Below are 23630 nucleotides of genomic sequence, written 5' to 3'. Positions count from 1 at the left end.
AGAGTGGCGGTGACATCGCAGATTAAACCGCTCACACACACGAAGAGGCCCGGTTGTGATTCACAACCGGGCCTCTTCGTTTCGTCTGATCAACGGTGTCGTTCGCAGTCACCAGATGAGTCAGCTGTCGGGCAGGAAGTAGAGCCGGCCGGTCGGGTTCAGCAGGTCGGAGAGTGACGCCCAGGGCACCGTGATCGGGACGAAGTCGCCCTGCGCGTGGGTCACCGGGACATAGACGTGCAGGCCCTGCGGGAGGGCGACCCAGCGGCTCAGGCTCGACTCGTCGCCGGCCGCGGCGGCCAGCACCCCGGACGGATCACGCTGACGCAGGAGTGCCCGCAAACGTCCCACCGTCGCCGACGGATCGCTGAACAGATCACCGAGAGACAGCCTTTTGCCGCTGCCGGCATCGACCACCGTCGTCGAGACCGACAGGACCGGGTCCTTGCCGTCCTCGGTGGACCGGACGATCAGCGTGCCCGAGAACGTGGAATCCGCGACGTCCACGCGCGACCGTTCGCCGGCGCTCAGCTCCCCGTCCTCCAGGAGCACCTTCCGGGTCGACGCCCCGCTCACCAGAGCGTCGGCGGCATCGGACATCGCTTGGTTGAAGGAGTCGCGGACCGGCTTCTCGCCGTTCCCGATCTGCGGCACCCCGAAGCTCCACGTCGAACCGTTGCCGGCGCCGCCCTGCTCCGGGTCGAGAGCGGTGCTGTAACCCTCGGTCGACGGGGCCGACTCCGCCGACGTCGCGGCGACCGTCGGCGACGACACCGGTGTGGTCGGCTCCCCGGACCCGCCCGAACCGCAGCCGGCCACCAGCAGCACCCCGGAGACGGCCAGGACGAACAGTGGACGCTTCATAACCGAATGGTAGGCCGGGAAAGCCCGCCGGAGACCCGCATCCGCCCGGTGCCCGCAGGTGACTAGGGTCGAGCCATGGCCCATGTCTTCGACGACGCCGTCGCGGTGAAACCCGGCGAGAACGGCGTCTTCCACGCCCACACCCACGACGCCTACAACAACATGGTCGGCCCGTACGGCGGGATCACCGCCGCCACCGTCGTCCACGCACTGCAACAGCATCCGGACGCGCTCGGCGACCCTCTCGCACTCACCCTCAACTACGCCGCACCCGTCGCCAACGGCGCGTGGGATCTGCACACTGAAATCGTCCGCACCAACCGGACCAATCAGCACTGGACGTTCCGCATCGTGCAGAACGACGCGACCGTGTCCACCGGCAGCGCCGTCTTCGGACCGCACCGCGACACGTGGAGCGACACCGAAGCCGTCCGGCCCGAGGCCCCCGCACCGATGGAGGTGGAAGACAAGGACTTCCCCGACTTCATCGCCTGGGACAAGAACTACGAGATGCGGTTCGTCACCGGATGGCTCGACGGCAGCGTCAAGACCGACGACTCCACCTCGACGGTATGGCTCCGTGACCGCCCCGAACGGCCACTCGACTACCCGGCCCTCGCATCCATGGCCGACGCCTTCTTCCCGCGCGCCTTCCTCCGCCACGGCACCTACCTGCCGGCCGGCACCATCAGCCTCACCACCTACTTCCACGCGAGCCCCGACGAGCTCGCCGCCCACGGCACCGGCCACCTGCTGGGCACCGCCCGCGCAGCACGCTTCGCCGGCGGCCACTTCGATCAGGACGCCCAACTGTGGGGCGGCGACGTCCTGCTCGCCACCACGCACCAACTCGTCTACTTCAAGGACCCCACCACCTGAGCCCGCCACCCGGGTCTTTGTGCCCAGAGCACAAAGACCCGGTCGAAGTTCGTTGCGCTAGGCCGTTTCCGGTGACCTGGATCACCCATAGTGTCGGAGGTCACAACCACACGGAAAGGTGACGCGCGTGGACATCGGCACGTACTTCAGCTGGGAGCTCAGCGCTCGGGGCGACGCCCCCTGCGTACGCGACGACGCGATGGAGCTCAGCTACGCGCAGTTCGCCGAACGGGTGGAGGCGGTGGCCGAGCAACTCGCCGGTCTCGGTGTCGGCGCCGGCGACGTGGTCGCCACCTTCCTGCCCAACCGCGCCGAACTCGCGATCACGTTGATGGCGGCGTGGCGGCTCCGCGCGATCGGCACTCCCGTCAACCCGGGCTTCACCGACACCGAAGCCGAATATCAACTCGGCGACTCCGGCGCCGTGGTGGTCGTGGGGGAGCGTCCTTTCGATGAGCTCAAGGAACGGACGTTCGTTCACGTCGATGACCTCGCCACCGCGCCCTCGGCGTCGTGGACGCCCCCGGAGCCGCCGACCGACGCCGACGACGCACTGCTCATCTACACGTCCGGGTCCACCGGCAAGCCGAAGGGCGTCCGCCTCGGCCACGACAACCTCCGCTTCATGGCCAGCAGCGCCGGCGAGTTCTTCTCCCTCACCGAGAACGATCACGCGCTTCTCATCCTCCCGCTGTTCCACGTGAACGCGATCTGCCTCAGCCTGCTGGCACCGATCATCGCCGGCGGGCAGCTGTCCATCACCGGACAGTTCTCGGTTCGCCGATTCTTCGGCGACGTCGCGCGCCTGCAGCCCACCTACTTCTCGGCGGTACCCACCATCTACGCCCTGCTCGTCTCGCAGGGTGACGTCGACAAGGCCGCCCTGTCGCCCCTGCGGTTCGCGATCTGCGGTGCCGCCCCGATCTCCAAGGAACTGCTCGAACGCGTCGAAGGCGAGTTCGGATTCCCGATCGTCGAGGGCTACGGCCTCACCGAAGCGACCTGTGCGTCGGCCTGCAATCCGGTCGACGGCGTCCGCAAGCTCGGCACCGTCGGCCCGGCGCTGCCCGGCCAGACCATCCGCACCGTCGACCCCGAAGGACACGACGTCGGGGTCGGCGAACGCGGCGAAGTCCTGATCGGGGGCCCGACCGTGATGCGCGGCTACCTGAACAAGCCGGACGCCACCGCCAGCACCCTCGTCGGCGGCTGGGTGCACACCGGCGATGTCGGCATCCTCGACGAGGACGGCTACCTGAAGATCGTCGACCGCATCAAGGACATGATCATCCGCGGTGGAGAGAACCTCTACCCCAAGGAGATCGAATCAGCGCTGGCCACCAACCCCGGCGTGCTCGAATGCGCGGTGGTCGGCGCCCCCGATCAGCTCTTCGGCGAAGTGCCCGTCGCCTTCGTCGTCCCCTACCCCGAATCGTCCCTCACTCCCGAGGAACTGAGTGCCTTCGTCGAACCGCTCCTCACCAAGGTCAAGCGGCCCACGGAGATCCACATCGTCGACGCTCTGCCGCGGAACCCCGTCGGCAAGATCGACAAACCAGGCCTGCGACACCGAATGAGCGCCGCCGCCACCTGACCCGCCTCACCGCCTCCCGCTGAAGAACCGAGACGACCTCTCGGCGCGGTGAAGCACGCCCTCGAACCGATCAACGACGACGAACCCCGAAGGAGAAAGACAATGGGATTCAAAGAAGCAGACTTCCCGCCGGTGGATCCGCCGGCCTTCCTCAACGAGCCGCTGCGCGACCGCGTGCGCACCCTCTCCACCCACTGGGCCGAATACGGCTTCGGTACCCCGAAGATGGTGCACGTGATCTATCTGGTGAAGATCGCGGTGCTCTACCTCGTCGCCGGCATCAGCCTCGCGACCCTCACCTCCGGCCTGAACCCGCTGCACATCAGCGACTGGTGGAACGAACCGATCGTCTATCAGAAGCTGATCCTGTGGACGGTGCTGCTCGAAGCGATCGGCATCGCCGGATCGTGGGGCATGCTGGCCGGCAAGTTCAAGCCGCAGACCGGCGGCATCCTGTTCTGGGCACGCCCGGGCACCATCCGCATGGCGCCGTGGCCGGACAAGGTGCCCGGCACCGGTGGTGACTCGCGCACCGTGTTCGACGTCGTGGTGTACCTCGCCTTCCTGGCGAACCTGCTCGTCGGTGTCGCGATGCCCGGACGGCAGTCGGCCTCGTTCACCGAGGCGATGGCCAACACCCCGCTCGACGTCGACGCCTCGCACGGACTGATCAACCCGGTCATCCTGTACCCGTTGCTGGTGCTGTGGATCGTCTTGGGTCTGCGCGACAAGGTCGCCTTCCTGGGATCGCGCGCCGAGCAGTACCTGCCGGCCGTCGTGTTCTTCGCCTTCCTGCCGTTCACCAACATGATCATCGCGGCCAAGCTGCTGATCGTGATCGTGTGGATCGGTGCCGGCGTCTCCAAGATCGGCAAGCATTTCACCAACGTGATCCCGCCGATGATCTCGAACACCCCGTGGCTCACCATCCGGGCCATCAAGCGGATGAACTACCGGAACTTCCCGAACGACCTGCGCCCGTCCAAGCTCGCCTCCTTCCAGGGACACGTGCTGGGCACCCTCGTGGAGATCGTGACCCCGCTGGTCCTGTTGTTCTCCGGATACAAGTGGCTGACCCTGGCCGCCGTCGTCCTGATGGTCTGCTTCCACCTGTTCATCTTCTCCACGTTCCCGCTCGCGGTGCCGCTGGAGTGGAACCTGCTGTTCGCGTTCCTGTCGGTGTTCCTGTTCTGGGGCTACCCGTCCTGGGAGGGCTTCGGCGTCGCCGACTTCAGCCCGACCTGGCTGCTGATCCTGCTCGCCGCCGCACTGCTGGTCATGCCGGTCCTCGGCAACCTGCGACCGGACCTGGTGTCGTTCCTGCCGTCGCTGCGGCAGTACGCCGGCAACTGGGCGTCGGCCATGTGGGCGTTCACCCCGGGCGCCGAGGAGAAGCTCAACAGCGACGCGATCGTGCGTCCGGCGAAGAACAACGTGACCCAGCTCGAGCAGATCGGTTACGAGCCGGAGATCGCCGAGATCACCATGCAGCAGACCATCGGCTGGCGCTCCATGCACAGCCAGGGCCGAGGCCTCTACTCTGTGCTGTACCGGGAGCTCGGTGAGGACGCCATCAGCGACTACACGATCCGCGAGGGCGAGTTCGCCTGCAACTCGATGCTGGGCTTCAACTTCGGTGACGGCCACTTCCACAACTGGCGGCTGATCGAAGCCATCCAGAAGCGGGTCGGCTTCGAACCGGGTGAGTTCACCGTCGTCTGGGTGGAGTCGCAGCCCATCCACAAGAAGACGCAGGAGTACATGGTGATCGACGCGGCCCTGGGCATCATCGAGCGCGGCACCTGGAACGTGGCGGACGCGGTCGAAGAGCAGCCGTGGCTGCCCAACGGACCGATTCCGATCAACGTCACCTGGCGCAGCGATCGGGTGCCGAGCCGGAGCACGGTCACCGGCAAGAAGGCGCCCAAGCGGCAGGAAGTCACGCAGCCGTGACGACGGCAGTGGTGGTCGGCGGTGGGCCCAACGGGCTCGCCGCCGGCCTGCGCCTCGCGAAGCAGGGTGTGGAGGTCACGGTCCTCGAGGCCGGCGACCAGATCGGTGGCGGAGCCCGCTCAGGCGAGCTCGGCACCCCCGGCCTGATCCACGACTTCTGCTCGGCGTTCCACCCGATGGGTGTCAGTTCACCGGTCTGGACCGAGTTCGGACTGGACCGCTACGGCCTGCAGTGGGCGTGGCCGGAGATCGACTGCGTCCACCCGCTCGACAGTGGTTCGGCCGCGGTCCTGCATCAGTCGCTCGACGAGACGGCCGACGGACTCGGTGAGGACGGCACACGGTGGCATTGCACGTTCGATCGTCTCGTCGCCGACTTCGACGACATCGCCCCGGACCTGCTGCGGCCGATCATCAACATCCCGCACCATCCGTTCAAACTGGGCATGTTCGGGCCGAAGGCGCTGTTGCCGGCGACCACACTGGCCAAGTACTTCAAGACGCCGGAAGCGCAGGCGCTGTACGCGGGCGTCGCCGCCCACGCGTTCACCCGGCTGGACCGGCCCATGACCGCCTCCCTCGGACTGATGATCACCGCGAGCGGCCACAAGTTCGGCTGGCCGGTGGCCGTCGGCGGATCCGGTGCCATCACCCGTGCGGCGGCGGCGGCACTCACCGATCTCGGTGGACGGATCGAGACGGGCGTGACCGTCACCGACCGTGCGCAGATCCCCGCCGCCGACCTGGTGCTCCTCGACCTGTCCGCCGCCCAGGTGCATTCGCTGTACGGCGACCTGATGCCGGCACGCATCGCCCGGTCGTATCAGCGGTACCGGGTCGGGTCCGCCGCCTTCAAGGTCGATTTCGCGATCACCGGTGACATCCCGTGGCGCAATCCGGAGGCCACCCGGGCGGGCACCGTCCACCTCGGCGGCGCGCTGCCGGAGATCATCGAGACCGAACGGCAACGTGCCGCCGGTCAGATGGCGGACCGCCCGTTCGTCCTGGTCGGCCAGCAGTATCTCGCCGACCCGAGCCGCAGCAACGGCGACGTCAACCCGATCTGGTCGTACGCGCACGTCCCGGCCGGCTACGACGGCGACGCCACCGAGGCGGTGATCGCGCAGATCGAACGGTTCGCCCCGGGATTCCGGGACACCGTCGTCTCGGTCGAGTCGAAGGGACCGGTCCAGTTGGCGCAGTACAACCCGAACTACGCGGCCGGCGACATCATCGGCGGCGCCAACGACGGGCTGCAGATGCTGTTCCGTCCCCGCATCGGGCTCGACCCGTACGCCACCGGCGTCGACGGCGTCTACATCTGCTCGCAGACGGCTCCCCCCGGCGCCGGCATCCACGGCCTGTGCGGCCACCACGCCGCGATGTCCGCGCTGAAGAAGGCGTGAGGACGTCGGTCAGGGTGCAGGATGCACGCATGAGCCGTCCGGTCGACACCGATCATGATCCCCGCCTCCGCGAGATCGTGGCCGAGGTCGCCGGACGGCTCCGCGCCATCGAAGGACTGATGGTCGACGCCATGACCGAGAAGATGCTGGAGATCGATCAGCTCGACGGCGATCCGGTCCTGGTGGACCTGCTGCACGCGAGCGTCGAAGGCAACATCTCGACGATGATCTACATGCTCGCCAACGACGTTCCCCTCGAGCACACCCAGCCGACGACGGCGGCGGTCGAATACGCGCTGCGGCTGGCCCAGCGTCAGGTGCCGTCGAACTCGCTGATGCGCGCCTATCAGATGGGCGAGCACGAGTTCAATCAGCAATGCCTGGACTTCATCGCCGATCTCGACCTGCCCCGCGACGAGGTGATCGGCGCCTCGAAGCTGATCGGACAGATCGTCTACGACTACATCGACTGGATCTCCCGTTACGTCTTCCGGGCCTACGAGAACGAGGCGCAGCGCTGGATCGGCGCAGAAGGCAACGTGCTGTCGGCGACGGTCAACCAGCTGCTCGACGACGCGGTCCGGCCGGAGGCCTTCGAGAAGGAGACCGGCTACCGGCTCGGCCGCACCCATCTCGCCGCCATCCTGTGGGCGGGGGAGTCGGCGGCCGGCCTGACCGAACTGGATCGGGTGGCCCGGTCGATCGCCGCGGAACTGCGGGCCGAGGCGCCGCCGATCGTCACCGCCGCCGACCGCAACACGGTGTGGCTGTGGATCCCGTTCGGCCGTCACCTTCCGTCGACCGACGCGGAGACGGTCGCCGGACAGGTGACGTTGCCGGCCGGGGCGCGGCTCGCCCTCGGCCTCCCCGGCGGCGGGGTCGGCGGATTCCGGCGCTCACACCAGCAGGCGCGCGCCGCCTACGAGGTGGCGTCCACCGGTGGGCGGACGGCGCCGGGAGTGGTGGGCTTCGGCGACCGCGGCATCGCGGTCGTCTCGGTGATGGCGCGCGATCTGGACTCGACCCGAGAGTGGGTGCGGGAGGTCCTCGGTCCCCTCGCCGCCGACAACGACAACGCCGAGATCCTGCGGGAGACCCTGTCGGTGTACTACTCGTGCGGCGAAAGTCACGTCCGCGCCGCCGAACAGCTGCTGCTGCACCGCAACACGGTCAAGTACCGGATCGGCAAGGCGACCGATCTGCTGCCCGGCCGGCACGACCGGATGGATCTGGCCCTGGCCCTCACCGTGTGCGAGTACCTGGGGTCGGCCGTCCTCGGTGACTGACGGCCGGCTCGAGGTGCTAGCTCACTTGAAGCCGGCGAAGTCGGTCAGTGTCGTCGGGGTGACATCCGACGGGCCCTGCACGTAGCGCTTCATGTACGCCTTCTGCCAGCGGTTGTTCCACTCCGGGATCGGCAGCGGGAACCAGTAGCCCGAGTCGAGCCACATCTGGCCCAGCAGCGGCACGGGCTGGCCGGAAATATCGTGCCAGGTGCCGATCGGGGCGTTGTTGAACGTTCCGTAGTGCGTGCCCTTGCCGCCCCGCTTCCGGCCGTCGACGTAGAACGGCGCGACATCGGTGCCGGCCTCCTTGCCGTCGATGAGGAACTTCACCTGCTTCTTGCCGAGCACCACCGAATAGTCATGCTCACTCTTCAGGTACTTCTCCGGCAGCAGCCGGATCTGCGGAACGATCTCACCGGCCTTCTTCGTCATCAGGAAGAAGCCGCGCGGAAAGTCCATGCCGAGGGCGTTGATGATGGGCTTGCCGAGAGTGCTGACGGCGCCGACCGGCGGGTTGGCGCCGTTGTACATGAACCAGGCGATCTCCAGGCCCAACGGATCGATCGATCGGTTCGAGACGCCCCAGCCGGTGGTGCCTGCCCAGGACGGAATGTCCTTGGTGCCGCCGACCCGCATGGTCATCGTCCAGCCCGGCTTGAAGGTCGGCTTGGACAGCATCTCGGCGTTGTTGTACGGGAAGAGGGCGTTCAGGGTGTCGGGGATGCCGAACGTCACGCCTTGCTTCTTGTCGAACCACAGCCGGCTGTAGCCGACCGAGGTGTTGCACCAGTCCTTCGGCACCTTCGCGAAGTCCTCGTCCATCGTGCGGGCCGGCTTCGGATCGTTGGTGCCGATGTAGCCGGCCATCGCGCGTGGCTGCAGCACCGCACAGTTGGGAACGCCGTCATCGGTTCCGGGAATCTGAATATTCGGGTCGGCGCCCGCAGAACCGACACCCGACCACAGGGTGGCCGCGGCCGCGGTCAGCGATACAGCTGAGGCGAGTTTGCGCATGGTGGACATTTCCCTCCGACTGAAATGAACGATGGTCAAGGTATACGCCCCTGACCCTGAGATTGATACACGAATGGCAAGTTTGTATCAATGCCGGGGGTGTCTCACGCGAGGCGGGTGATCAGCACCTCGACCTCGAGTGTCGAACCGTCGCCGCCGGTGTACACGCCCTTGAGCGGGGGGACGTCGGCGTAGTCGCGTCCGGTGCCGATCTGCACGTAGTGGTCGGTGATCAACTGGTCGTTGGTCGGATCGATGCCCCACCAGCCGCCGGTCCACACCTCGATCCACGCGTGACTCTCACCGTCGAGGGTTTCGCCGACGGCGGGGAACTCGCGCGGGAACAGGTAGCCGGACACGTAGCGGGCCGGAATCCCCAGGCTGCGGATCATCGACAGCGTCACGTGCGCGAAGTCCTGACACACGCCGGACCGTTTGGTCCACGATTCGACCGCGGTCGAATGCACCTCGGTGGTGCCGGGCCGGTAGGTCATCTCCTGCCGGACCCGCGCGATCACCGCCTCCACGGCGGCGGCCGGCCCGAGGCCTTCGGCGGCCTGACGCGCGAGGTCGGCGAGTTCGCCGCCCGGCGTCGTGTACTGGGTGCCCGAGAGCCATTCGTCGTATTCGTCGATCACCGCATCGGTGGCCAGCACGTCCCAGGCGACACTGCGGTCCTCGGCATCGGCGGCCGCATCCTCGGTCTCCACCACCGCCGTGCCGGTCACCTCCAGCCGATCGTGCGGGGTGTGCAGGTCGAAGGCGTTGACGACGGTGCCCCAATAGTCGGTGTACCGGTACTGGCGGGCGGCCGGGGAGGTGTCGACGTGGTCGACGATCACGGTCTGCCGGGCATCGCTGCGCGGCGTCAGGCGGGTCTCGTTGAACGACGACGTCACCGTGGCCGCATAGGCGAAGGACGTGGAGTGCACCACGCGGAGCCGGGCGGTCACCGGAAGACCCCCTCCTCGGGATTGTTGACCAGACCGGTGTCGGTCCACGACAACCACGGTTCGACGTGGAAGTGCTCCTCGGCGATGCATTCGCTGACCGCCCGGCACGACGCCTGCAGCTCCAGCAGCTTGGGCATCAGGTCGTCGATCAGTGCGGCCGGATCGATGAACTCGAGCCCGCTGCGCGCCCGGCCGAGCAGCGTCATCGCCTCGGACTGCGCGCCCACCCGGTCCGGCCGGCGATCCAGCTCGGCCAGATTCACCTCGGCCGTGCGCAGAGCGTTGAAGATCGACCGAGGGAACAGCCGGTCCAGCACCAGGAACTCGATGACGTTCTCGGCGTTGACGGCGCCGCGATAGGCGCGGACATAGGTGTCCTGCGCACCCACCGCGGTCAACACACTCATCCAGGTGGGGGAGTTGTTGCGTTCACCGGACGGCGACAGCAGCATGCGCACCAGCATGTCGACGCGTTCGATGGACCGGCCCAGCAGCAGATAGCTGTAGCCGTCGTCGTGGCTGAGCGTGGCGTCGGCCAGGCCGGCGAACATCGCGGCGCGTTCCTTCACGTAGCTGAGGAAGGCGTGCGGGCCGAGACGCCGGGCACGACGCTCGGCCTCCCCGAGACCCTGATACGTCGCGTTGAGGCATTCCCACATCTCACTGGAGATCACCTCGCGGGCACCGCGCGCGTTCTCGCGGGCCGCGTAGACGATGCCGGCGATCGACGCCGGATCGGTGCGGTCGTAGGCCACCCGGTCGGCGAGCGTCCACACCGACTGCGGGGTGTCGTCGGGGATGAAGCCGAGCACCGACAGTACGTGCCGCACCATCCGGTCGGTGTCACCCGTCGGGTCCTCCAACAGCTGCTGCACCGACACGTCCAGAATGCGGGCCATGTCGTCGGCCCGTTCCACATAACGGCCGATCCAGAAGAGGGAGTCGGCGTTGCGCGCGAGCATCATCGGATCGTCACCTCCTTCTCGTTCCGGCCCTGCTGTTGCTGTTGCTGTTGCCGGTCCACCGAGGCGACGAACGGCGGGGTGCTCGGCGGCGGCACCGCGGCCGGCGGGATGTCCGCGTCGAGCAGCGCCTCCTCGTCGTCCACCTCGGGGATCTCGTGCGAGGTCTTGGTGGCCAGCACCCAGGTGTCTTTGGAGCCGCCGCCCTGGGACGAGTTCACCACCAGCGAGCCCTTCTCCAGGGCGACGCGGGTCAGGCCGCCGGGCAGCACCCACACCGATTCGCCGTCGTTCACCGCGAACGGCCGCAGATCCACGTGACGCGGCTCCAGACCGTTCTCGGTGACCGTCGGATTGGTCGACAGGGCGATCTGCGGCTGGGCGATCCAGCCGCGCGGATTGGCGACGATCTTGGTGCGCAACTCGTCGAGTTCGGCGCGGGTCGCGCTCGGCCCGAACACGATGCCGTAGCCGCCGCTGCCCTCCACCGGTTTGATGACCAGCTCGTCCATCCGGCCGAGCACCTCGGCGCACTCGTCGGGCAGCCAGCAGCGGAAGGTGTCGACGTTCTCGATGAGCGGCTTCTCGTTCAGGTAGTAGCGGATGATGTCCGGCACATACGTGTAGACGAGCTTGTCGTCGGCGACGCCGTTGCCGATGGCGCTGGAGATGACGACGTTGCCGGCGCGGGCCGCGTTCACCAGTCCGGCGACGCCCAGCATCGAGTCCGGCCGGAAGTGCAGCGGATCCAGGAAGGCGTCGTCGATGCGGCGGTAGATGACGTCCACCCGGGTCTCGCCGTCGGTGGTCCGCATGTAGACGATGTTGTCGCGGCAGAACAGGTCGCGCCCCTCCACCAGCTCCACACCCATCTGGCGGGCCAGCAGCGAATGCTCGAAGTAGGCCGAGTTCGCGACACCCGGCGTCAGAACCACCACGGTCGGTTCGGTGACGTTGGTCGGCGCCGACGCCTGCAGCGCCTTCAGCAGGTGGCGCGGATAGTCGCGGACCGCGCGGACCCGGTGGGCGGCGAACAGGTCCGGGAACACGCGCGCCATGGTGCGGCGGTTCTCGATCACATACGACACCCCGGACGGCGACCGCACGTTGTCCTCCAGCACGCGGAGGTCGCCGTCGTCGTCGCGGATCAGGTCGATGCCGGCGACGTGGATCCGCACGCCGTTGGGCGGCCGGATTCCGGCGGCCTGCCGATGGAAGTGCTCGCACGAGTTGATGAGGCGCCGCGGGATCACCCCGTCGCCGAGGATGGCCTGCTCGCCGTAGACGTCGTCGAGGAACATCTCCAGCGCCCGCACACGCTGGGTGATGCCGGCCTCCAGACTCTTCCACTCGGAAGCACTGATCACCCGCGGCACCGGATCGAGCGGGAAAGGCCGCTCCTTGCCCGACAGCGAGAAGGTGATGCCCTGGTCGATGTAGGCGCGCCCGAGGGCGTCGAGGCGGGTCTTCAAGGTTCCGGCGTCGATCGCCGACAGCGCGGAGGCGATCCCGCGATACGGTGGCCGGACCGTTCCGTCGGGACGGAACATCTCGTCCACGGCGGCCTGATCCATCCCGTCCTCGTACTGACGGAAGGCGCTCTCGTTCATACCGTGAATCGTCCCCGGCTTCGGCGACGGCCGCTTACATTCGGGTTTCGGCCACGTTAACGTTCGCCCGGATTCGGCGGATCGCGACCGGGATCGGGAATCTCCCGGGAACAAACCGGGCGGTCGCCACCGTCAGATCCAGGACATCCGAGTCCCCGCTTCGAAGAAGGAAATCCTCATGCGTCACGTCACCAAGGTCCTCGCCGGCGGCATGCTGGCCGGCAGCGCCGTCCTGCTCACCGCCTGCGGCGGCTACACCCACCACGACGACTCGAAGGGCGCGCAGGGCTCGGGTGGTTCGGCCAAGGCCGCCGACCCGGCACTCGTCCAGGATCTGGTGCTGCCGGCCGCAGAGTTCCCGTCCGGCTTCCAGGCCCAGGAGGTCCCGAAGGGCCCGGAGATGCAGCAGATGATGGATCAGACGCTCAGCAGCGTGAAGGACTCGACGATCACGCCGGCGCACTGCAAGCAGGCCTCGGCGATCCCGGACACGGTGAAGCTCGACGACATGGGCATGGCGATGGGCATGAAGGGCACCGACACGGCGGCGGTGGTGGTGATGGCGCAGAAGACCGACCTCGGCACCCAGCGCACCATGCTGGCCGACGGCTGCGACAAGCTCAGCGTCACGATGAACTCGGGTGTCGCCGCCGGGGCATCGGGGACCACCGAACAGCATGAGGTGACGGCGCCGAAGACGGCGGCCGACGACGCCATGGTGATCGAGTCGAAGACCGCGATGTCGTACCAGGGGCAGTCGGTGAACTCGACCGGCCGGGTCGGCATGGCCGAGGTCAACGGATACACCGTGACCGTCCAGTTCACCTCGCAGCAGGGCGACGTCGACGACGCCGCGTTCGACGACGTGTTCACCAAGGCCGTCGACCGCGTCGCTCAGAAGAGCGCCTGACCCCGGACGCGGAGACGACGAAGGCCGCGGAATGATCCGCGGCCTTCGTCGTGTCCGGAGAGCGGTCAGATGACGCCCAGAGCCAGCATGGCGTCGGCGACCTTCACGAAGCCGGCGATGTTGGCGCCGGCGATCAGGTTGCCGGGCTCGTTGTACTCCTCGGCGGTCTGCACGCACTGGTCGTGGACCGAGCTCATGATGTCGCTCAGGCGCTCCTCGGTGTACTCGAAGCTCCACGAGTCGCGCGAGGCGTTCTGCTGCATCTCCAGGGCGCTGGTGGCCACACCGCCGGCATTGGCGGCCTTGCCCGGCGCGAAGCCGACGCCCGCACCCTGCAGCACCTTGATGGCCTCGGGGGTGGTGGGCATGTTGGCGCCCTCGCCGACGATCTGGCAGCCGTTCTTCACCAGGGCCTCGGCGTCGTCCTCGTTCAGTTCGTTCTGCGTCGCGCACGGCAGCGCGATGTCGGCGGGAACGTTCCACAGGCTGCCGTCGGTGCCCAGCTTGGTGCCGTTGCCGCGCAGGTCGACGTACTCGGACAGGCGGGCCCGGCGCACCTCCTTGACCTCCTTGAGGATGTCCAGGTCGATGCCCTTCTCGTCGATCACGTAGCCGGACGAATCCGAGCAGCCGATCACGGTGCCGCCGAGCTGGTGGACCTTTTCGATCGCGTAGGTGGCGACGTTGCCGGAGCCGGAGACGAGGACCTTCTTGCCCTCGAAGCTCTCGCCCTTGGCCTTGAGCATGTTGTCGACGAAGAACACCGCGCCGTAGCCGGTGGCCTCCGGACGCACCTGCGAGCCGCCCCATGCCAGGCCCTTGCCGGTGAGGACGCCCGACTCGTAGCGGTTGGTGATGCGCTTGTACTGGCCGAACAGGTAGCCGATCTCGCGGCCGCCGACACCGATGTCGCCGGCGGGAACGTCCGTGTACTCGCCGATGTGGCGGTACAGCTCGGTCATGAAGGACTGGCAGAACCGCATGATCTCCAGATCCGAGCGGCCCTTGGGGTCGAAGTCCGAACCGCCCTTGCCGCCGCCGATGGGCAGCCCGGTCAGCGAGTTCTTGAAGATCTGCTCGAAGCCGAGGAACTTGACGATCGACAGGTTCACCGACGGGTGGAAGCGCAGACCGCCCTTGTAGGGGCCGAGGGCGGAGTTGAACTCGACGCGGAAACCGCGGTTGATCTGGACCTTGCCGTTGTCGTCGGTCCACGGCACGCGGAAGATGATCTGCCGCTCCGGCTCGCACATGCGAGTCATCACGTCGACGTACTCGGGATGCTTGCGCATCACCGGCGCCAGCGAGTCGAACACCTCCTGCACGGCCTGGTGGAACTCCGGCTCGCCCGGGTTGCGGCGGATGACGACGTCGTAGACGTCCTTGAGGGAATCAGTCACTGCACTGCTCCTGTGCTGCGTCGTTGCAGCGAATCGGGAATCGGCCAACGCCGGAAAAGGTACAAAGGCACCTTATCGGCGTCGTGTCCGATGATCACAATCCGGTTTGGAGGATGTGCCAAGACGAATCCGGCCGGCCTCGCCCGAAGGCGAGGCCGGCCGGAGGAAGCGTGTCGGGTCAGCCGCGGGTCAGGGCCGGCGCCTGCGGCACCAGTTCACCGCCGATGAAGCCCTCCGGGCGTTCGCCGGTGTACTCGCGGCGCCACAGGTGGATGTCGCCGGATGAGCCGACGTGCTCCCAGCCGCGCTGTTCGCGAGCCCGGTAGTAGTCGATCGGTGCGGCGCCGGGGCGACGGTCGAAGGCGTAGCGGATGCGCTGGGGCGCATCGGAATCGAAGTTCAGGCGCAGGGCGTGCAGTCGGTCGAAGCCGGTGAGCAGCTGGCCGTCGGCGGCCTTGGCCTCCAGGTAGTTCTCGAAGCTCTCCTGCGACGGGTGGCGCAGGGGCACCAGGTAAGCGGTCGACATCTCTGACCTCCAGGGTGAGACGAATCGGTTTGTTTCGTCTCCCAGGATCGGCGCGATCTGGAAACGCCGCAAGGCAGATGACACAAAAAGTGTCGGACGTCTCAATTCGTCGGGGGAAAGTCCGGTCGCAGGGTCTGACCGGTCACCCGCTGCACGACGATCGGCTCCTGTGCCTCGGCCGGCGTCAGCAGCCACACCCCGTGCGCCGGCCCGACCCGCAGGTCGATCGCCGTCTTCATCAGGTCCTTTCGGTAGAACCGCACCGCACAACCCGACGGCGTCACGATCTCGTCGGCGAACACGTCCGGCATGGTGCAGGTGACCTCACGACCGTCGTCGGAGTAGGTCAGGGTGCGCACCGCATCGACCGGATCCTCCCAGTCGGTGAACACCGTCGGTGCGGCATCCGCGGCCGGGTCGGGCCCGCACGCCGACACCACGAGCAGCCCGGGCACAGCCAGGGCGACGACGGCCGCCCGCAGGCCGGATCCCCGGGTTCGGGTCATGCGCCGTGCTCCTTCTCCGCTGGGCCGCCGGGCACGCCGGGGCCGGGGGAGGTGCCCCGATCGGGGCACCCTGCAGGCACAATGGAACCAGGCCGAGCGTCGGCCGTCGACACCCGGAGGGACAGACATGGGCGTGAAGAAGCTTCTCAAGCAGCTGCAGCAGGACGTCTCGCGGCTCACCGGTGAGGTGCGCGGTCTGCGCAAGGACACCGCGAAGAACGCGAAGAAGACCAAGGACTCGGTCAAGGCTGAGGTGAAGAAGGAAGCGGCCAAGACCAAGGCCGCCGCGACGTCCGCCAAGGACGAGATCAAGACCGAGGCCAAGAAGGTCAAGGCCGACGTGAAGAAGCCGGCCGCGACGAAGGCCCCCGCGAAGGCGCCGGCCAAGAAGGCCCCGGCGAAGAAGGCTCCGGCGAAGACCGCCGGCGGTGCCGCCGCCAAGTCGGTGGCCGAGCTGCGCGCCGAGGCCAAGGCCAAGGGCATCAAGGGCTACTCGACGATGAAGAAGGCCGAGCTGATCGCCGCACTCGGCTGACCGAGACCTGAGCTGATCGAGACCTGGGCTGACCGAGCCATGACGCAGGGTTCCGGCCGCGAGGCCGCGTGGAGCACGGCGACCGCGCTGGTGCTGATCGTGCGGTTCCTCTCGACCATCACCACCGTGCTGCTCGCCATGATGTGGCTGGTGCACGCGGTGCGCGAGTCGCTGTTCAACGGCTGGCTGTGGTGGACCCTCGGCTCGGCCGCCCTGCTGATCGTGAGCACCTACCTCTACGGCGTGCTGCGCGTGCGTTATCCGCGCCATCACCACGGCCGGCACTGACCGGACCGGGGCGAAGGCCGGAACAGGGAGAAGGCCCCGGAGGCACTGGATGCGATCCAGTCCTCCGGGGCCTTCCCCGTCTGTCGAGTCCGGTCAGAACTGGACGGTGGGAGCCTGCTCCTGACCCGCGGGGGCCTGGTAGAACTCGCGGGCCTTCACTCCGGCCATGGGGGCGAACATCATCCACGGGATGGTCTTCACCAGCTGGTTGAGCCGCGAGACGGCGTCGTTGTAGTACTGGCGGGCGAACGAGATCTTGTTCTCGGTGTCGCTCAGCTCGGTCTGCAGCGCCATGAAGTTGGGGGCGGCCTGCAGCTGCGGGTAGTTCTCGGCGACCGCGAAGAGGCGGCCCAGAGCACCGGTCAGGTTGGCGTCGGCCGCGGCCTTCGCGGGGACGTCGGTGCCCTTGGCGGCGGCCTGCACCTGGCCGCGCGCCTGGGTCACGGCCTCCAGGACGCTGCTCTCGTGCGCGGCGTAGCCCTTCACCGTGTTCACCAGGTTCGGGATCAGATCGGCGCGCCGGGTCAGCTGGACGTCGATCCCGCCCAGCGACTCCTCGCAGGCGATGTCGGCACGACGCAGCTTGTTGAACGCGTAGACGCCGAACAGCACCAGCAGCACGACGATGACGGCGATGACGATCAAAACGATCGCGAGGGTACCCATAGGTTTCTCTTCCAGTAGGAGTCTTGCTGTCGATTATGCGTGAATCGCGGGCGGAGGATCACCAGGAACCGCCGCCTCCACCGCCGCCGCCTCCGCCACCGAAGCCGCCGCCGAAACCGCCACCGCCGAAACCACCGCCACTGCTGGACGACGACGCGGCCTGCTGCGCGCTGTAGGCGGAGATCGACGACGACAGGCTCGACTCGAAGCTGTCGAACCCGGAACCGGAGCCGCCGAAGCCACCGATCATGATCGGCGAGTAGAAGCCGCCGCCGAACCAGGTGGGCTCGGGCGGTTCGTGGCCGGTGGCGTACCGGTACTTGTCGGCCCAGGCGTCGGCGCAGCCGAACGCGATGGCGTACGGGATGTAGTCGGTGAACAGGTCTTTGCGGGCGCTGAAGTCCAGACGTTCCTCATTGGACCGGGTGGACAGCAGGCGTTCGAAGCCGGACGCCTGCGACCACACGTCCCGGCCCAGCTTGGTGCGGCGCGTGCCGACTCCGTCCATCCACAGTCCGGCGCCGCCGATGGCGAATGCGGCGAGCGGCAGCACCCAGATGGTCGCGGGCAGCCAGCGGAAGATCAGCAGCACGATCGATGCGATCACCGCGAAGCTCACCAGCAGGCGGCCCAGGACCTCGGAGCTGCTGATCGTGATGGTGCCCGACGACGACCCCCAGATCTTGACGGCGTCGTCGAGGGAGCTCTGCGTCGATCCGAGCAGGCGGCCGGCGTCGGCGGATCCGTCGGCCTTGAAGACGCTGCCCTGCTGGGTGAGGCCCAGGCCCTGGAGTACGGCCTGGTCGGCCGGATCGAGTTGAGCCAGCATCTCGGGGGTGACGTTGGAGGTGACCGTCCAGTTCTTGCCGTCGCTGCGGTCGAGGGTCACCGCCTTCTCCTCGGCGAGGTGGAAGATCGTCGCGGTGAGCGCCTTCGTCGACATGTGCTCGTTGGCGATGTAGAAGGTCTGCGCCGGTCCCAGCACCTTGTTGGGACGCTGGGGATCGGCGGGCGGGCCGTACTGCACCGGTCGCAGCGGGGGTCCTTCACGGCTGCGCAGATTCCACACCAGACCGATCACGAAGGTCAGCAGTGACGCGACGAGCGCCACGATGAGGCCGGTCAGCGATCGGCCGAGGACCGGGTCGTAGTGGATGGACCACGGAACGGTGTGCCGAGACGGTGCCGGGAACGGGAAGTCGGCGCGTACCGCGACACCGGTGTCGGGGGGCAGGGCGCCGGTCGTCACCACGCGGGTCCGTGCGTCGGGGGCGGTCACCTGGCAGGCGCCGCCACCGGTCACCGAGCAGTTGAACGACGTCGGTTCACTCGGCAGGTGGACGGTGCTCTCGGTCTGCTGCATCGGCAGCTGCCAGCCGTTGGCCACCACCCGCCAGATCAGCATGGATGCGTCAGCACGGCCCCAGCTGTAGGTGCCGTTCTCGTCGGTCGGGGCGTTCGACGGTCCGAGGGTGCCGGGGATCGTGTAGCTCAGCCGGTAGACGTGTTCACCGGGATCGACGAGCCTGTCGGCGTCACCGATGCGGACCACCCGGAATCGTTTGTGGTCCTCCCACGACAGGGCGGTGGGGACGGCGGCGCCGTCCATGGTGACGTGGATGTCCTTCGGTTCGAACCGCACACCCTTGTCGTAGGACGACGCCAGGTCGAAGTAGCGGTACAGGCCGTGCCGGCCGTACGGGAACTGTGCGGTCACCGTCTCGGTGGCGGTCAGGGTGCCGTCCCGGGCGATGGTGACGTCGGCCTTGTAGTCGTTGACGGTGACCGGGTCGGCGACGGTCGGCGTGCTGTCCGAGCCGAACGACAGGAGCGGCAGACACAGTCCGAGGAGTGTCAGGAGCAGCACCGCCACCGACAGGAGAACCCGTTTCATGGAGCCGATCCTACGGTTCTCTTCGGTGCGTCGGGCCGGTGATCGTCCATCACAGGTGGCGGGCGGGGTCCATCCGCCGATGCAGGATGCGAATGATGTCGACGGACTCGCCGGCCTGGACGTAGAAGACGAGGTGGCTGCCTGTCGCGTACTTGCGGTATCCGGCACGCACGTCGTCACTTCGCCGCAATGAAGGCGTCGAAGTCGAACGGCTCGGGTTCACCGCTCTCTTCACCCTGAATCATGGAGCAAACGACAAGGCCGTGCGCCGCCCGAGGGGCGACGCACGGCCTTCGTGTCAGAGGACTCGACTACTTCTTGCCGAGAACGCTGCCGAGGATCGAGCCGAGCGGGTTGCCGCCGCCACCGGCCGATGCGCCCAGGACGCTGCCCAGCACGCCGCCGAGGCCGCCGCCGAGCTTGCTGCCGGCACCGCCGCCGAGCAGGCCGCCGAGAACGGCCTCGAGCGGGTTGCCGCCGCCGGTGGCGCCGCCCTTGCTCTTGGTGATCTGCGACATCACGTAGCTCATGACGATCGGAGCCAGCATCGGGAGGAGCTTCTTGACCAGGCTCGGGTCGGCGCCCGCGGCCTGCTGCGAGACGGCCTGCGCCACCTGATCGGTGCCCTGCGCGCCGCCGAACAGCTTGCCGACGATCTTCTGGCCGTCGGCGGTGTCGATCTTGGCGGGATCCGGGTTGTCGGCCAGATCGTTGTCGTGCTGCTGCAGAGCGGCCTGCACCTTGTCGGCGTTGGCCGGGTCCTGTGCCTGGTGGGCCAGACCGGCGACCATGCTCGGAACGGCTGCCTCGGCCGCTGCCTGCACGGCGCTCGGGTCGGCGCCGACCTGCTTGGCAAGGTCGTCGATCGGCAGCTTGCTGATGAGATCGTTGAGATCAGCCATGGGAAGTACTCACTTTCGTTTCCGCAGCGGTCGCCGCGTCTGTCCCGATTCTGTCACGAGAATCGGGTTGGGGGACAGGGGAATCGGTCTGTTCTTCAGGAGCGAACAGGCCGGCCCGAGCAAGAATAGACCGAATGGTCTATTCTTGACCTTCATGGGGACCAAAGGAGACCAGACTCGAAGCCGCCTGGTTGCGGCAATGCTTGACCTCATTCAGCGCCGCGGATACGCCGGGACGGGCCTCAGCGCGCTGACCGAAGCGGCCGGTGCGCCCAAAGGGTCGTTGTACTTTCACTTCCCCGACGGCAAAGAGGAGGTCGGAAGCGAAGCGGTCGACAGCGCAGCCGCGCTCTTCAGCGCGATGATCTCCGAGATCGGAAGCACCGCAGACGGTCCCGGGGAAGCCATCCGCACCATGGGTGACAGCCTCTGCGCCCTTCTGGAGTCAGGGAGCTTCGAACTCGGTTGTCCGGTCTCCGTCGTCACCTTGGAGATGGGTTCGGACAGTCCTCGGCTCCGTGATCGCTGCAATGCGGCCTACACGGAATGGATCGGGCGGATGACGGACGTCCTTACCGATCACGGTTGCGATCCGCAGACGGCGCAGTCGTTGGCGACGACCGTTGTGAGCACTACCGAAGGGGCGATGATCCTGGCTCGGGCACGGCGAGACGTGGAGCCTCTGCGTACCGCGATCGCTGTCGTCGCCGACCTCGCCGACAGCGGCATCCGATGACACAGCCCAGTGGCCGTCGCGCTCTCGTGTTCGGTGCGTCAGGCATCATCGGTCGCGCCCTTGTTCGTGAACTGATCGCTCGCGATGTCGACGTCGTCGCCGCTGGTCGCAGCGAGGTCTCAGCGCAGGCGTTGCGAGCGTGGCTCACGTCGCACGGAATCGATGACGGTCCGCGAACGGTTCGTGTCGACTTCTCAGATCCGAACCTGATCGCGGAGGGGTCATCGGCCTTCGGCGACGTCACCGAGGTCTACAACTGCGCGGGAGCGTACCGATTCGGAATGTCCGCCGACGAGGCCTACGAAGCGAATGTCGCGACGGTCGAAGCCATCGTCGACTTCGCTGCGCGACTGCCGGCTCTTCGTCGCCTGATCCACGTCGCCGGCTATCGCGTCGCGGCTCACCCGGATGTGCCGGCTCCGTGGACTGACCGGTATCGAGCTCGTACGTATCGAGAGCTCGGTCCCTACGAGGCGTCCAAGGTGGAGTCGGGTGCTCGATTCCGGGCGAGCGCCGAAGAGCGAGGGCTGCCGTGGACGGTCGTGAATCCGGCGAGCGTCATCGGCGACAGTCAGACCGGTGAGACAGACCAGTACCTCGGACTATCTCGCCGCGTTCATGGCGGCGTTAGCCGATGACCCAGCGACGATCGGCGGCTCCTTCTGGGTGCTCGACGACGCCACTCCGGCATTGCCGGACCTTCTCGGCGAAGTGGGAGCGAGGTACGAGGTGGCTGTTCCCCGTGTGCGGGTGCCGGTTTGTCTCGTGAGACATCTACCTTCGGCTCTCTCACACGTCGACCCCGAGACGCTTTCGTTCCTCGCTTCCGACCGGTATCCGACGGCTACGGCCGAGGAGGTCGCATCGCGTGCAGGGCTGACGATGCCGGACCTGGGCGCCGCCCTCGGCCGCTGGGCCGACCACTTGGCGGCGCAGCGCTTCGGCAAAGGTGCCGGTCGGCAGCGGCGCGCGTACGTCGACATCGCCGGAGTTACGACGTTTCATTACGGCGACCAGAGGGCTGCGTCGATCCTCCTCCCCGGACTGCCGCTGAACGCCGACTCTTGGATTCCCGTCGTCGACCGGGTTCCGGGGTTGAGGTCGGTCGATCTGCCGGGACTGGGAGCCAGCCGAGGCGACATCCGCAGGGACCCGGGAGGTTGGCTCGACGCGCTCACGAGCGGCGGAGGGGTCCGGCTCGTAGGGCATTCGATCGGTGCCGAGTACGCGCTTCGGGCCGCCGTCGCACACCCGCAACGAGTGGAAGAGCTCGTCCTCGTCGCGCCGTACTTTCTTCAAGATCCACCCGGCGCGATCGCTCGACACCCGAAGGCTGTCGGAGCATCCCTGCGTCGGATACGGCCGGCGCGGTTGTCGAAGACGCTCACCGGTGAAGGGCACCACGCTGCTTCCGTGGCTTCCGCAGTTGAAGACCTGAGGCGCGGAAGCGTTGCACGGCACACGGCGACACTGTTCGCGCGCGCCGCGACCGCCGAGCATCGGGCACGCGTACGAGAGCTCTTCGCGAAGTGGCAGGGGCCGGTCCACGTGATTGTGGGAAGTGACGATCCACTCAGTGACGCCGGCGCCGAACTCGCCGGCGGATGCGCACATGCGAGGGTCACAGTTATCGACGGTGCCGGGCATCACCCGCACCTGACTCACCCGGAGCAGCTCGCCGATCTCCTCGATACGTCAGCGAACATGCCGGTCGAGGAAGTCTTTGGCCTCCCGGACCGCCGTGCGTGAATCGGGGGTGAAGTAAGGGAACATCTGGAAGACGTGGCCCTGACCGGGCCAGATCTGCAGCGTGGACGTTCCGCCCGCGCTCAGAAGGTTCCGGTGGATGGCGCGGGCGTCGTCGGCCATCACCTCCCGGCCGCCCACCTGAATGAGCGTGTCGGGAAGATCCATGTCCGGGGTGAGGGCGATCTTCATGCGCGGATGGTCCGCGGCCGCGTCGCCCGTGTACATCCGCAGGAACCGTTTGGCGGCGCCGACATCGATGTACGGGTCGCTCACCCCCGATCGTTCGAGGGCGGCGGCCACATCGAACGCCGGGTCGTAGAGCGGCGAGATCAGCAGCATCGCGGTGGGTTGCGGCACTCCGTCACGATGGTTGGCAGCGAGCAGGTCCTGCGCCAGATGTCCGCCCGCCGAGTCGCCCGCCACGATGATCTGATCCGCCGACCAGCCCTGACCGAGCAGCCACCGGTAGCCGCGGACGGTGTCGTCGCCGCCGGCCGGAAAGTGATGGTCGGGACCCAGGCGGTAGTCGAGGCTGAACGCGCCGATCCCGCTGCGGCGGGTCAGTCGCGAGATCAGCCCGCGATGGGTGCGCGGCGAACAGATCACGTAACCGCTGCCGTGCAGGTAGTAGAGGATGCTGCGGCCGCTCGCCGGATCGGGGAGGCGACCGGAGCCGTGCTCGTGGATCCACTCGCCGCGCACCCGGCCGGCGGCCGTGCGCACATCCACCGGCGTGGACCGGACCCCGCGCGGCACCGGACTCACCGCGGCGAGAGACGCGTTGAGGGCGGGGCGGAAGGCGCGGACCCCCGCGCCCCCGATGAACGGAACCCGGCTCGCGGCGGTGATCATCGGCTTCGGGGCGCGCCAGATGACGCGATTGACGGCGCGGGAGACTTCGGCGCGGCGGGTCGAGACCCCGGCCGAGACGCTCGTCGAGTTCAGAGGGCTCACGCTTGAGACGATACGGCCGAAATGATTCATGCGACGGCGGATT

General features: G+C 67.6%; 25 protein-coding genes. 11 read left to right on the top strand and 14 right to left on the bottom strand.

Annotation, left to right across the window (positions count from 1 at the left end):
• Positions 1-120 precede the first annotated feature (120 nt).
• Positions 121-864: a hypothetical protein gene (locus tag QM774_RS11160; RefSeq protein WP_414975940.1), complete on the bottom strand. Its 744-nt coding sequence runs from the start codon at positions 862-864 to the stop codon at positions 121-123.
• A gap of 75 nt (positions 865-939) precedes the next feature.
• Between QM774_RS11160 and QM774_RS11155 the strand changes: the two genes are divergently transcribed.
• The 5 genes from QM774_RS11155 to QM774_RS11135 all read left to right on the top strand — a co-directional run bounded on the left by QM774_RS11155 (position 940) and on the right by QM774_RS11135 (position 7982).
• Entirely contained in the window at positions 940-1743 is an 804-nt protein-coding gene (locus tag QM774_RS11155) for an acyl-CoA thioesterase (protein ID WP_414975939.1), read from the top strand.
• Between the two features lie 127 nt (positions 1744-1870).
• The gene (locus QM774_RS11150; RefSeq protein ID WP_414975938.1) at positions 1871-3337 is read left to right on the top strand and encodes a class I adenylate-forming enzyme family protein; all 1467 of its coding nucleotides are present in this window, start codon (positions 1871-1873) and stop codon (positions 3335-3337) included.
• Positions 3338-3439: 102 nt separating this feature from the next.
• Positions 3440-5290, top strand: a complete 1851-nt coding sequence (locus QM774_RS11145) for a DUF3556 domain-containing protein (RefSeq protein ID WP_414975937.1) — start codon at positions 3440-3442, stop codon at positions 5288-5290.
• Complete coding sequence (locus QM774_RS11140; RefSeq protein WP_414975936.1) at positions 5287-6696, top strand: phytoene desaturase family protein; 1410 nt, start codon at positions 5287-5289, stop codon at positions 6694-6696. Before QM774_RS11145 ends, QM774_RS11140 begins: the two co-directional genes overlap by 4 nt.
• Before the next feature lie 29 nt (positions 6697-6725).
• Entirely contained in the window at positions 6726-7982 is a 1257-nt protein-coding gene (locus tag QM774_RS11135; protein WP_414975935.1) for a PucR family transcriptional regulator, read from the top strand.
• 21 nt (positions 7983-8003) lie between these two features.
• Here the strand turns inward: QM774_RS11135 and QM774_RS11130 are convergent, their stop codons facing one another.
• The 4 genes from QM774_RS11130 to QM774_RS11115 form a co-directional block, all read right to left on the bottom strand.
• Positions 8004-8996 (bottom strand): hypothetical protein, encoded by a 993-nt coding sequence (locus QM774_RS11130; protein WP_414975934.1) that lies wholly within the window; start codon positions 8994-8996, stop codon positions 8004-8006.
• Between the two features lie 104 nt (positions 8997-9100).
• Positions 9101-9949 carry a transglutaminase family protein gene (locus QM774_RS11125; RefSeq protein ID WP_414975933.1) on the bottom strand — a complete coding sequence of 283 codons (849 nt, stop codon included), beginning with the start codon at positions 9947-9949 and terminating at the stop codon, positions 9101-9103.
• The gene (locus QM774_RS11120) at positions 9946-10914 is read right to left on the bottom strand and encodes an alpha-E domain-containing protein (protein ID WP_414975932.1); all 969 of its coding nucleotides are present in this window, start codon (positions 10912-10914) and stop codon (positions 9946-9948) included. The genes QM774_RS11125 and QM774_RS11120 overlap by 4 nt, the downstream gene beginning before the upstream one ends.
• Complete coding sequence (locus QM774_RS11115; protein ID WP_414975931.1) at positions 10911-12521, bottom strand: circularly permuted type 2 ATP-grasp protein; 1611 nt, start codon at positions 12519-12521, stop codon at positions 10911-10913. The genes QM774_RS11120 and QM774_RS11115 overlap by 4 nt, the downstream gene beginning before the upstream one ends.
• Before the next feature lie 178 nt (positions 12522-12699).
• Between QM774_RS11115 and QM774_RS11110 the strand changes: the two genes are divergently transcribed.
• Entirely contained in the window at positions 12700-13431 is a 732-nt protein-coding gene (locus QM774_RS11110) for a hypothetical protein (protein ID WP_414975930.1), read from the top strand.
• 65 nt (positions 13432-13496) lie between these two features.
• Here QM774_RS11110 and gdhA read toward each other — a convergent pair whose 3' ends face one another.
• The 3 genes from gdhA to QM774_RS11095 form a co-directional block, all read right to left on the bottom strand.
• A complete protein-coding gene (gene gdhA, locus QM774_RS11105; protein WP_414975929.1) occupies positions 13497-14831 on the bottom strand; it encodes an NADP-specific glutamate dehydrogenase in 1335 nt (444 codons plus the stop codon).
• Positions 14832-15009: 178 nt separating this feature from the next.
• Positions 15010-15357: a DUF2812 domain-containing protein gene (locus QM774_RS11100; RefSeq protein ID WP_414975928.1), complete on the bottom strand. Its 348-nt coding sequence runs from the start codon at positions 15355-15357 to the stop codon at positions 15010-15012.
• Positions 15358-15458: 101 nt separating this feature from the next.
• Positions 15459-15863: a hypothetical protein gene (locus QM774_RS11095; protein ID WP_414975927.1), complete on the bottom strand. Its 405-nt coding sequence runs from the start codon at positions 15861-15863 to the stop codon at positions 15459-15461.
• 127 nt (positions 15864-15990) lie between these two features.
• Between QM774_RS11095 and QM774_RS11090 the strand changes: the two genes are divergently transcribed.
• Entirely contained in the window at positions 15991-16398 is a 408-nt protein-coding gene (locus QM774_RS11090) for a Rho termination factor N-terminal domain-containing protein (protein ID WP_414975926.1), read from the top strand.
• A gap of 39 nt (positions 16399-16437) precedes the next feature.
• Complete coding sequence (locus tag QM774_RS11085) at positions 16438-16686, top strand: hypothetical protein (protein ID WP_414975925.1); 249 nt, start codon at positions 16438-16440, stop codon at positions 16684-16686.
• 93 nt (positions 16687-16779) lie between these two features.
• On the opposite strand, the gene QM774_RS11080 is transcribed toward QM774_RS11085, so the two are convergent.
• The 5 genes from QM774_RS11080 to QM774_RS11060 form a co-directional block, all read right to left on the bottom strand.
• Complete coding sequence (locus QM774_RS11080) at positions 16780-17352, bottom strand: LemA family protein (protein ID WP_414975924.1); 573 nt, start codon at positions 17350-17352, stop codon at positions 16780-16782.
• Between the two features lie 58 nt (positions 17353-17410).
• Positions 17411-19246 (bottom strand): DUF2207 domain-containing protein, encoded by a 1836-nt coding sequence (locus QM774_RS11075; RefSeq protein WP_414975923.1) that lies wholly within the window; start codon positions 19244-19246, stop codon positions 17411-17413.
• Between the two features lie 49 nt (positions 19247-19295).
• On the bottom strand, positions 19296-19436 hold the full coding sequence (locus tag QM774_RS11070) for a type II toxin-antitoxin system RelE/ParE family toxin (protein WP_414975922.1): 141 nt from the start codon (positions 19434-19436) through the stop codon (positions 19296-19298).
• Entirely contained in the window at positions 19423-19491 is a 69-nt protein-coding gene (locus tag QM774_RS11065; protein WP_414976652.1) for a type II toxin-antitoxin system ParD family antitoxin, read from the bottom strand. Before QM774_RS11065 ends, QM774_RS11070 begins: the two co-directional genes overlap by 14 nt.
• 66 nt (positions 19492-19557) lie before the next feature.
• Positions 19558-20148, bottom strand: coding sequence for a DUF937 domain-containing protein (locus QM774_RS11060; protein ID WP_414975921.1), 591 nt, complete (start codon positions 20146-20148; stop codon positions 19558-19560).
• 154 nt (positions 20149-20302) lie between these two features.
• Here QM774_RS11060 and QM774_RS11055 point away from each other — a divergent pair, with 154 nt between their 5' ends.
• The 3 genes from QM774_RS11055 to QM774_RS11045 are packed head-to-tail and all read left to right on the top strand — an operon-like array spanning position 20303 to position 22633.
• The gene (locus QM774_RS11055; protein ID WP_414976651.1) at positions 20303-20884 is read left to right on the top strand and encodes a TetR/AcrR family transcriptional regulator; all 582 of its coding nucleotides are present in this window, start codon (positions 20303-20305) and stop codon (positions 20882-20884) included.
• A complete protein-coding gene (locus tag QM774_RS11050) occupies positions 20881-21522 on the top strand; it encodes an NAD-dependent epimerase/dehydratase family protein (RefSeq protein WP_414975920.1) in 642 nt (213 codons plus the stop codon). The genes QM774_RS11055 and QM774_RS11050 overlap by 4 nt, the downstream gene beginning before the upstream one ends.
• Positions 21464-22633 carry an alpha/beta fold hydrolase gene (locus tag QM774_RS11045; protein WP_414975919.1) on the top strand — a complete coding sequence of 390 codons (1170 nt, stop codon included), beginning with the start codon at positions 21464-21466 and terminating at the stop codon, positions 22631-22633. The genes QM774_RS11050 and QM774_RS11045 overlap by 59 nt, the downstream gene beginning before the upstream one ends.
• Here QM774_RS11045 and QM774_RS11040 read toward each other — a convergent pair.
• Positions 22580-23587 (bottom strand): alpha/beta hydrolase, encoded by a 1008-nt coding sequence (locus QM774_RS11040; RefSeq protein WP_414975918.1) that lies wholly within the window; start codon positions 23585-23587, stop codon positions 22580-22582. The two genes, QM774_RS11045 and QM774_RS11040, sit on opposite strands and share 54 nt — an antisense overlap.
• Between the last annotated feature and the right edge of the window lie 43 nt (positions 23588-23630).

The organism is Gordonia sp. (in: high G+C Gram-positive bacteria), from assembly GCF_047600565.1.
Classification (GTDB): Bacteria; Actinomycetota; Actinomycetes; order Mycobacteriales; family Mycobacteriaceae; genus Gordonia.
Note: the sequence above shows the minus strand (reverse complement) of the source record. Positions and strands in the feature narration are given on the sequence as shown.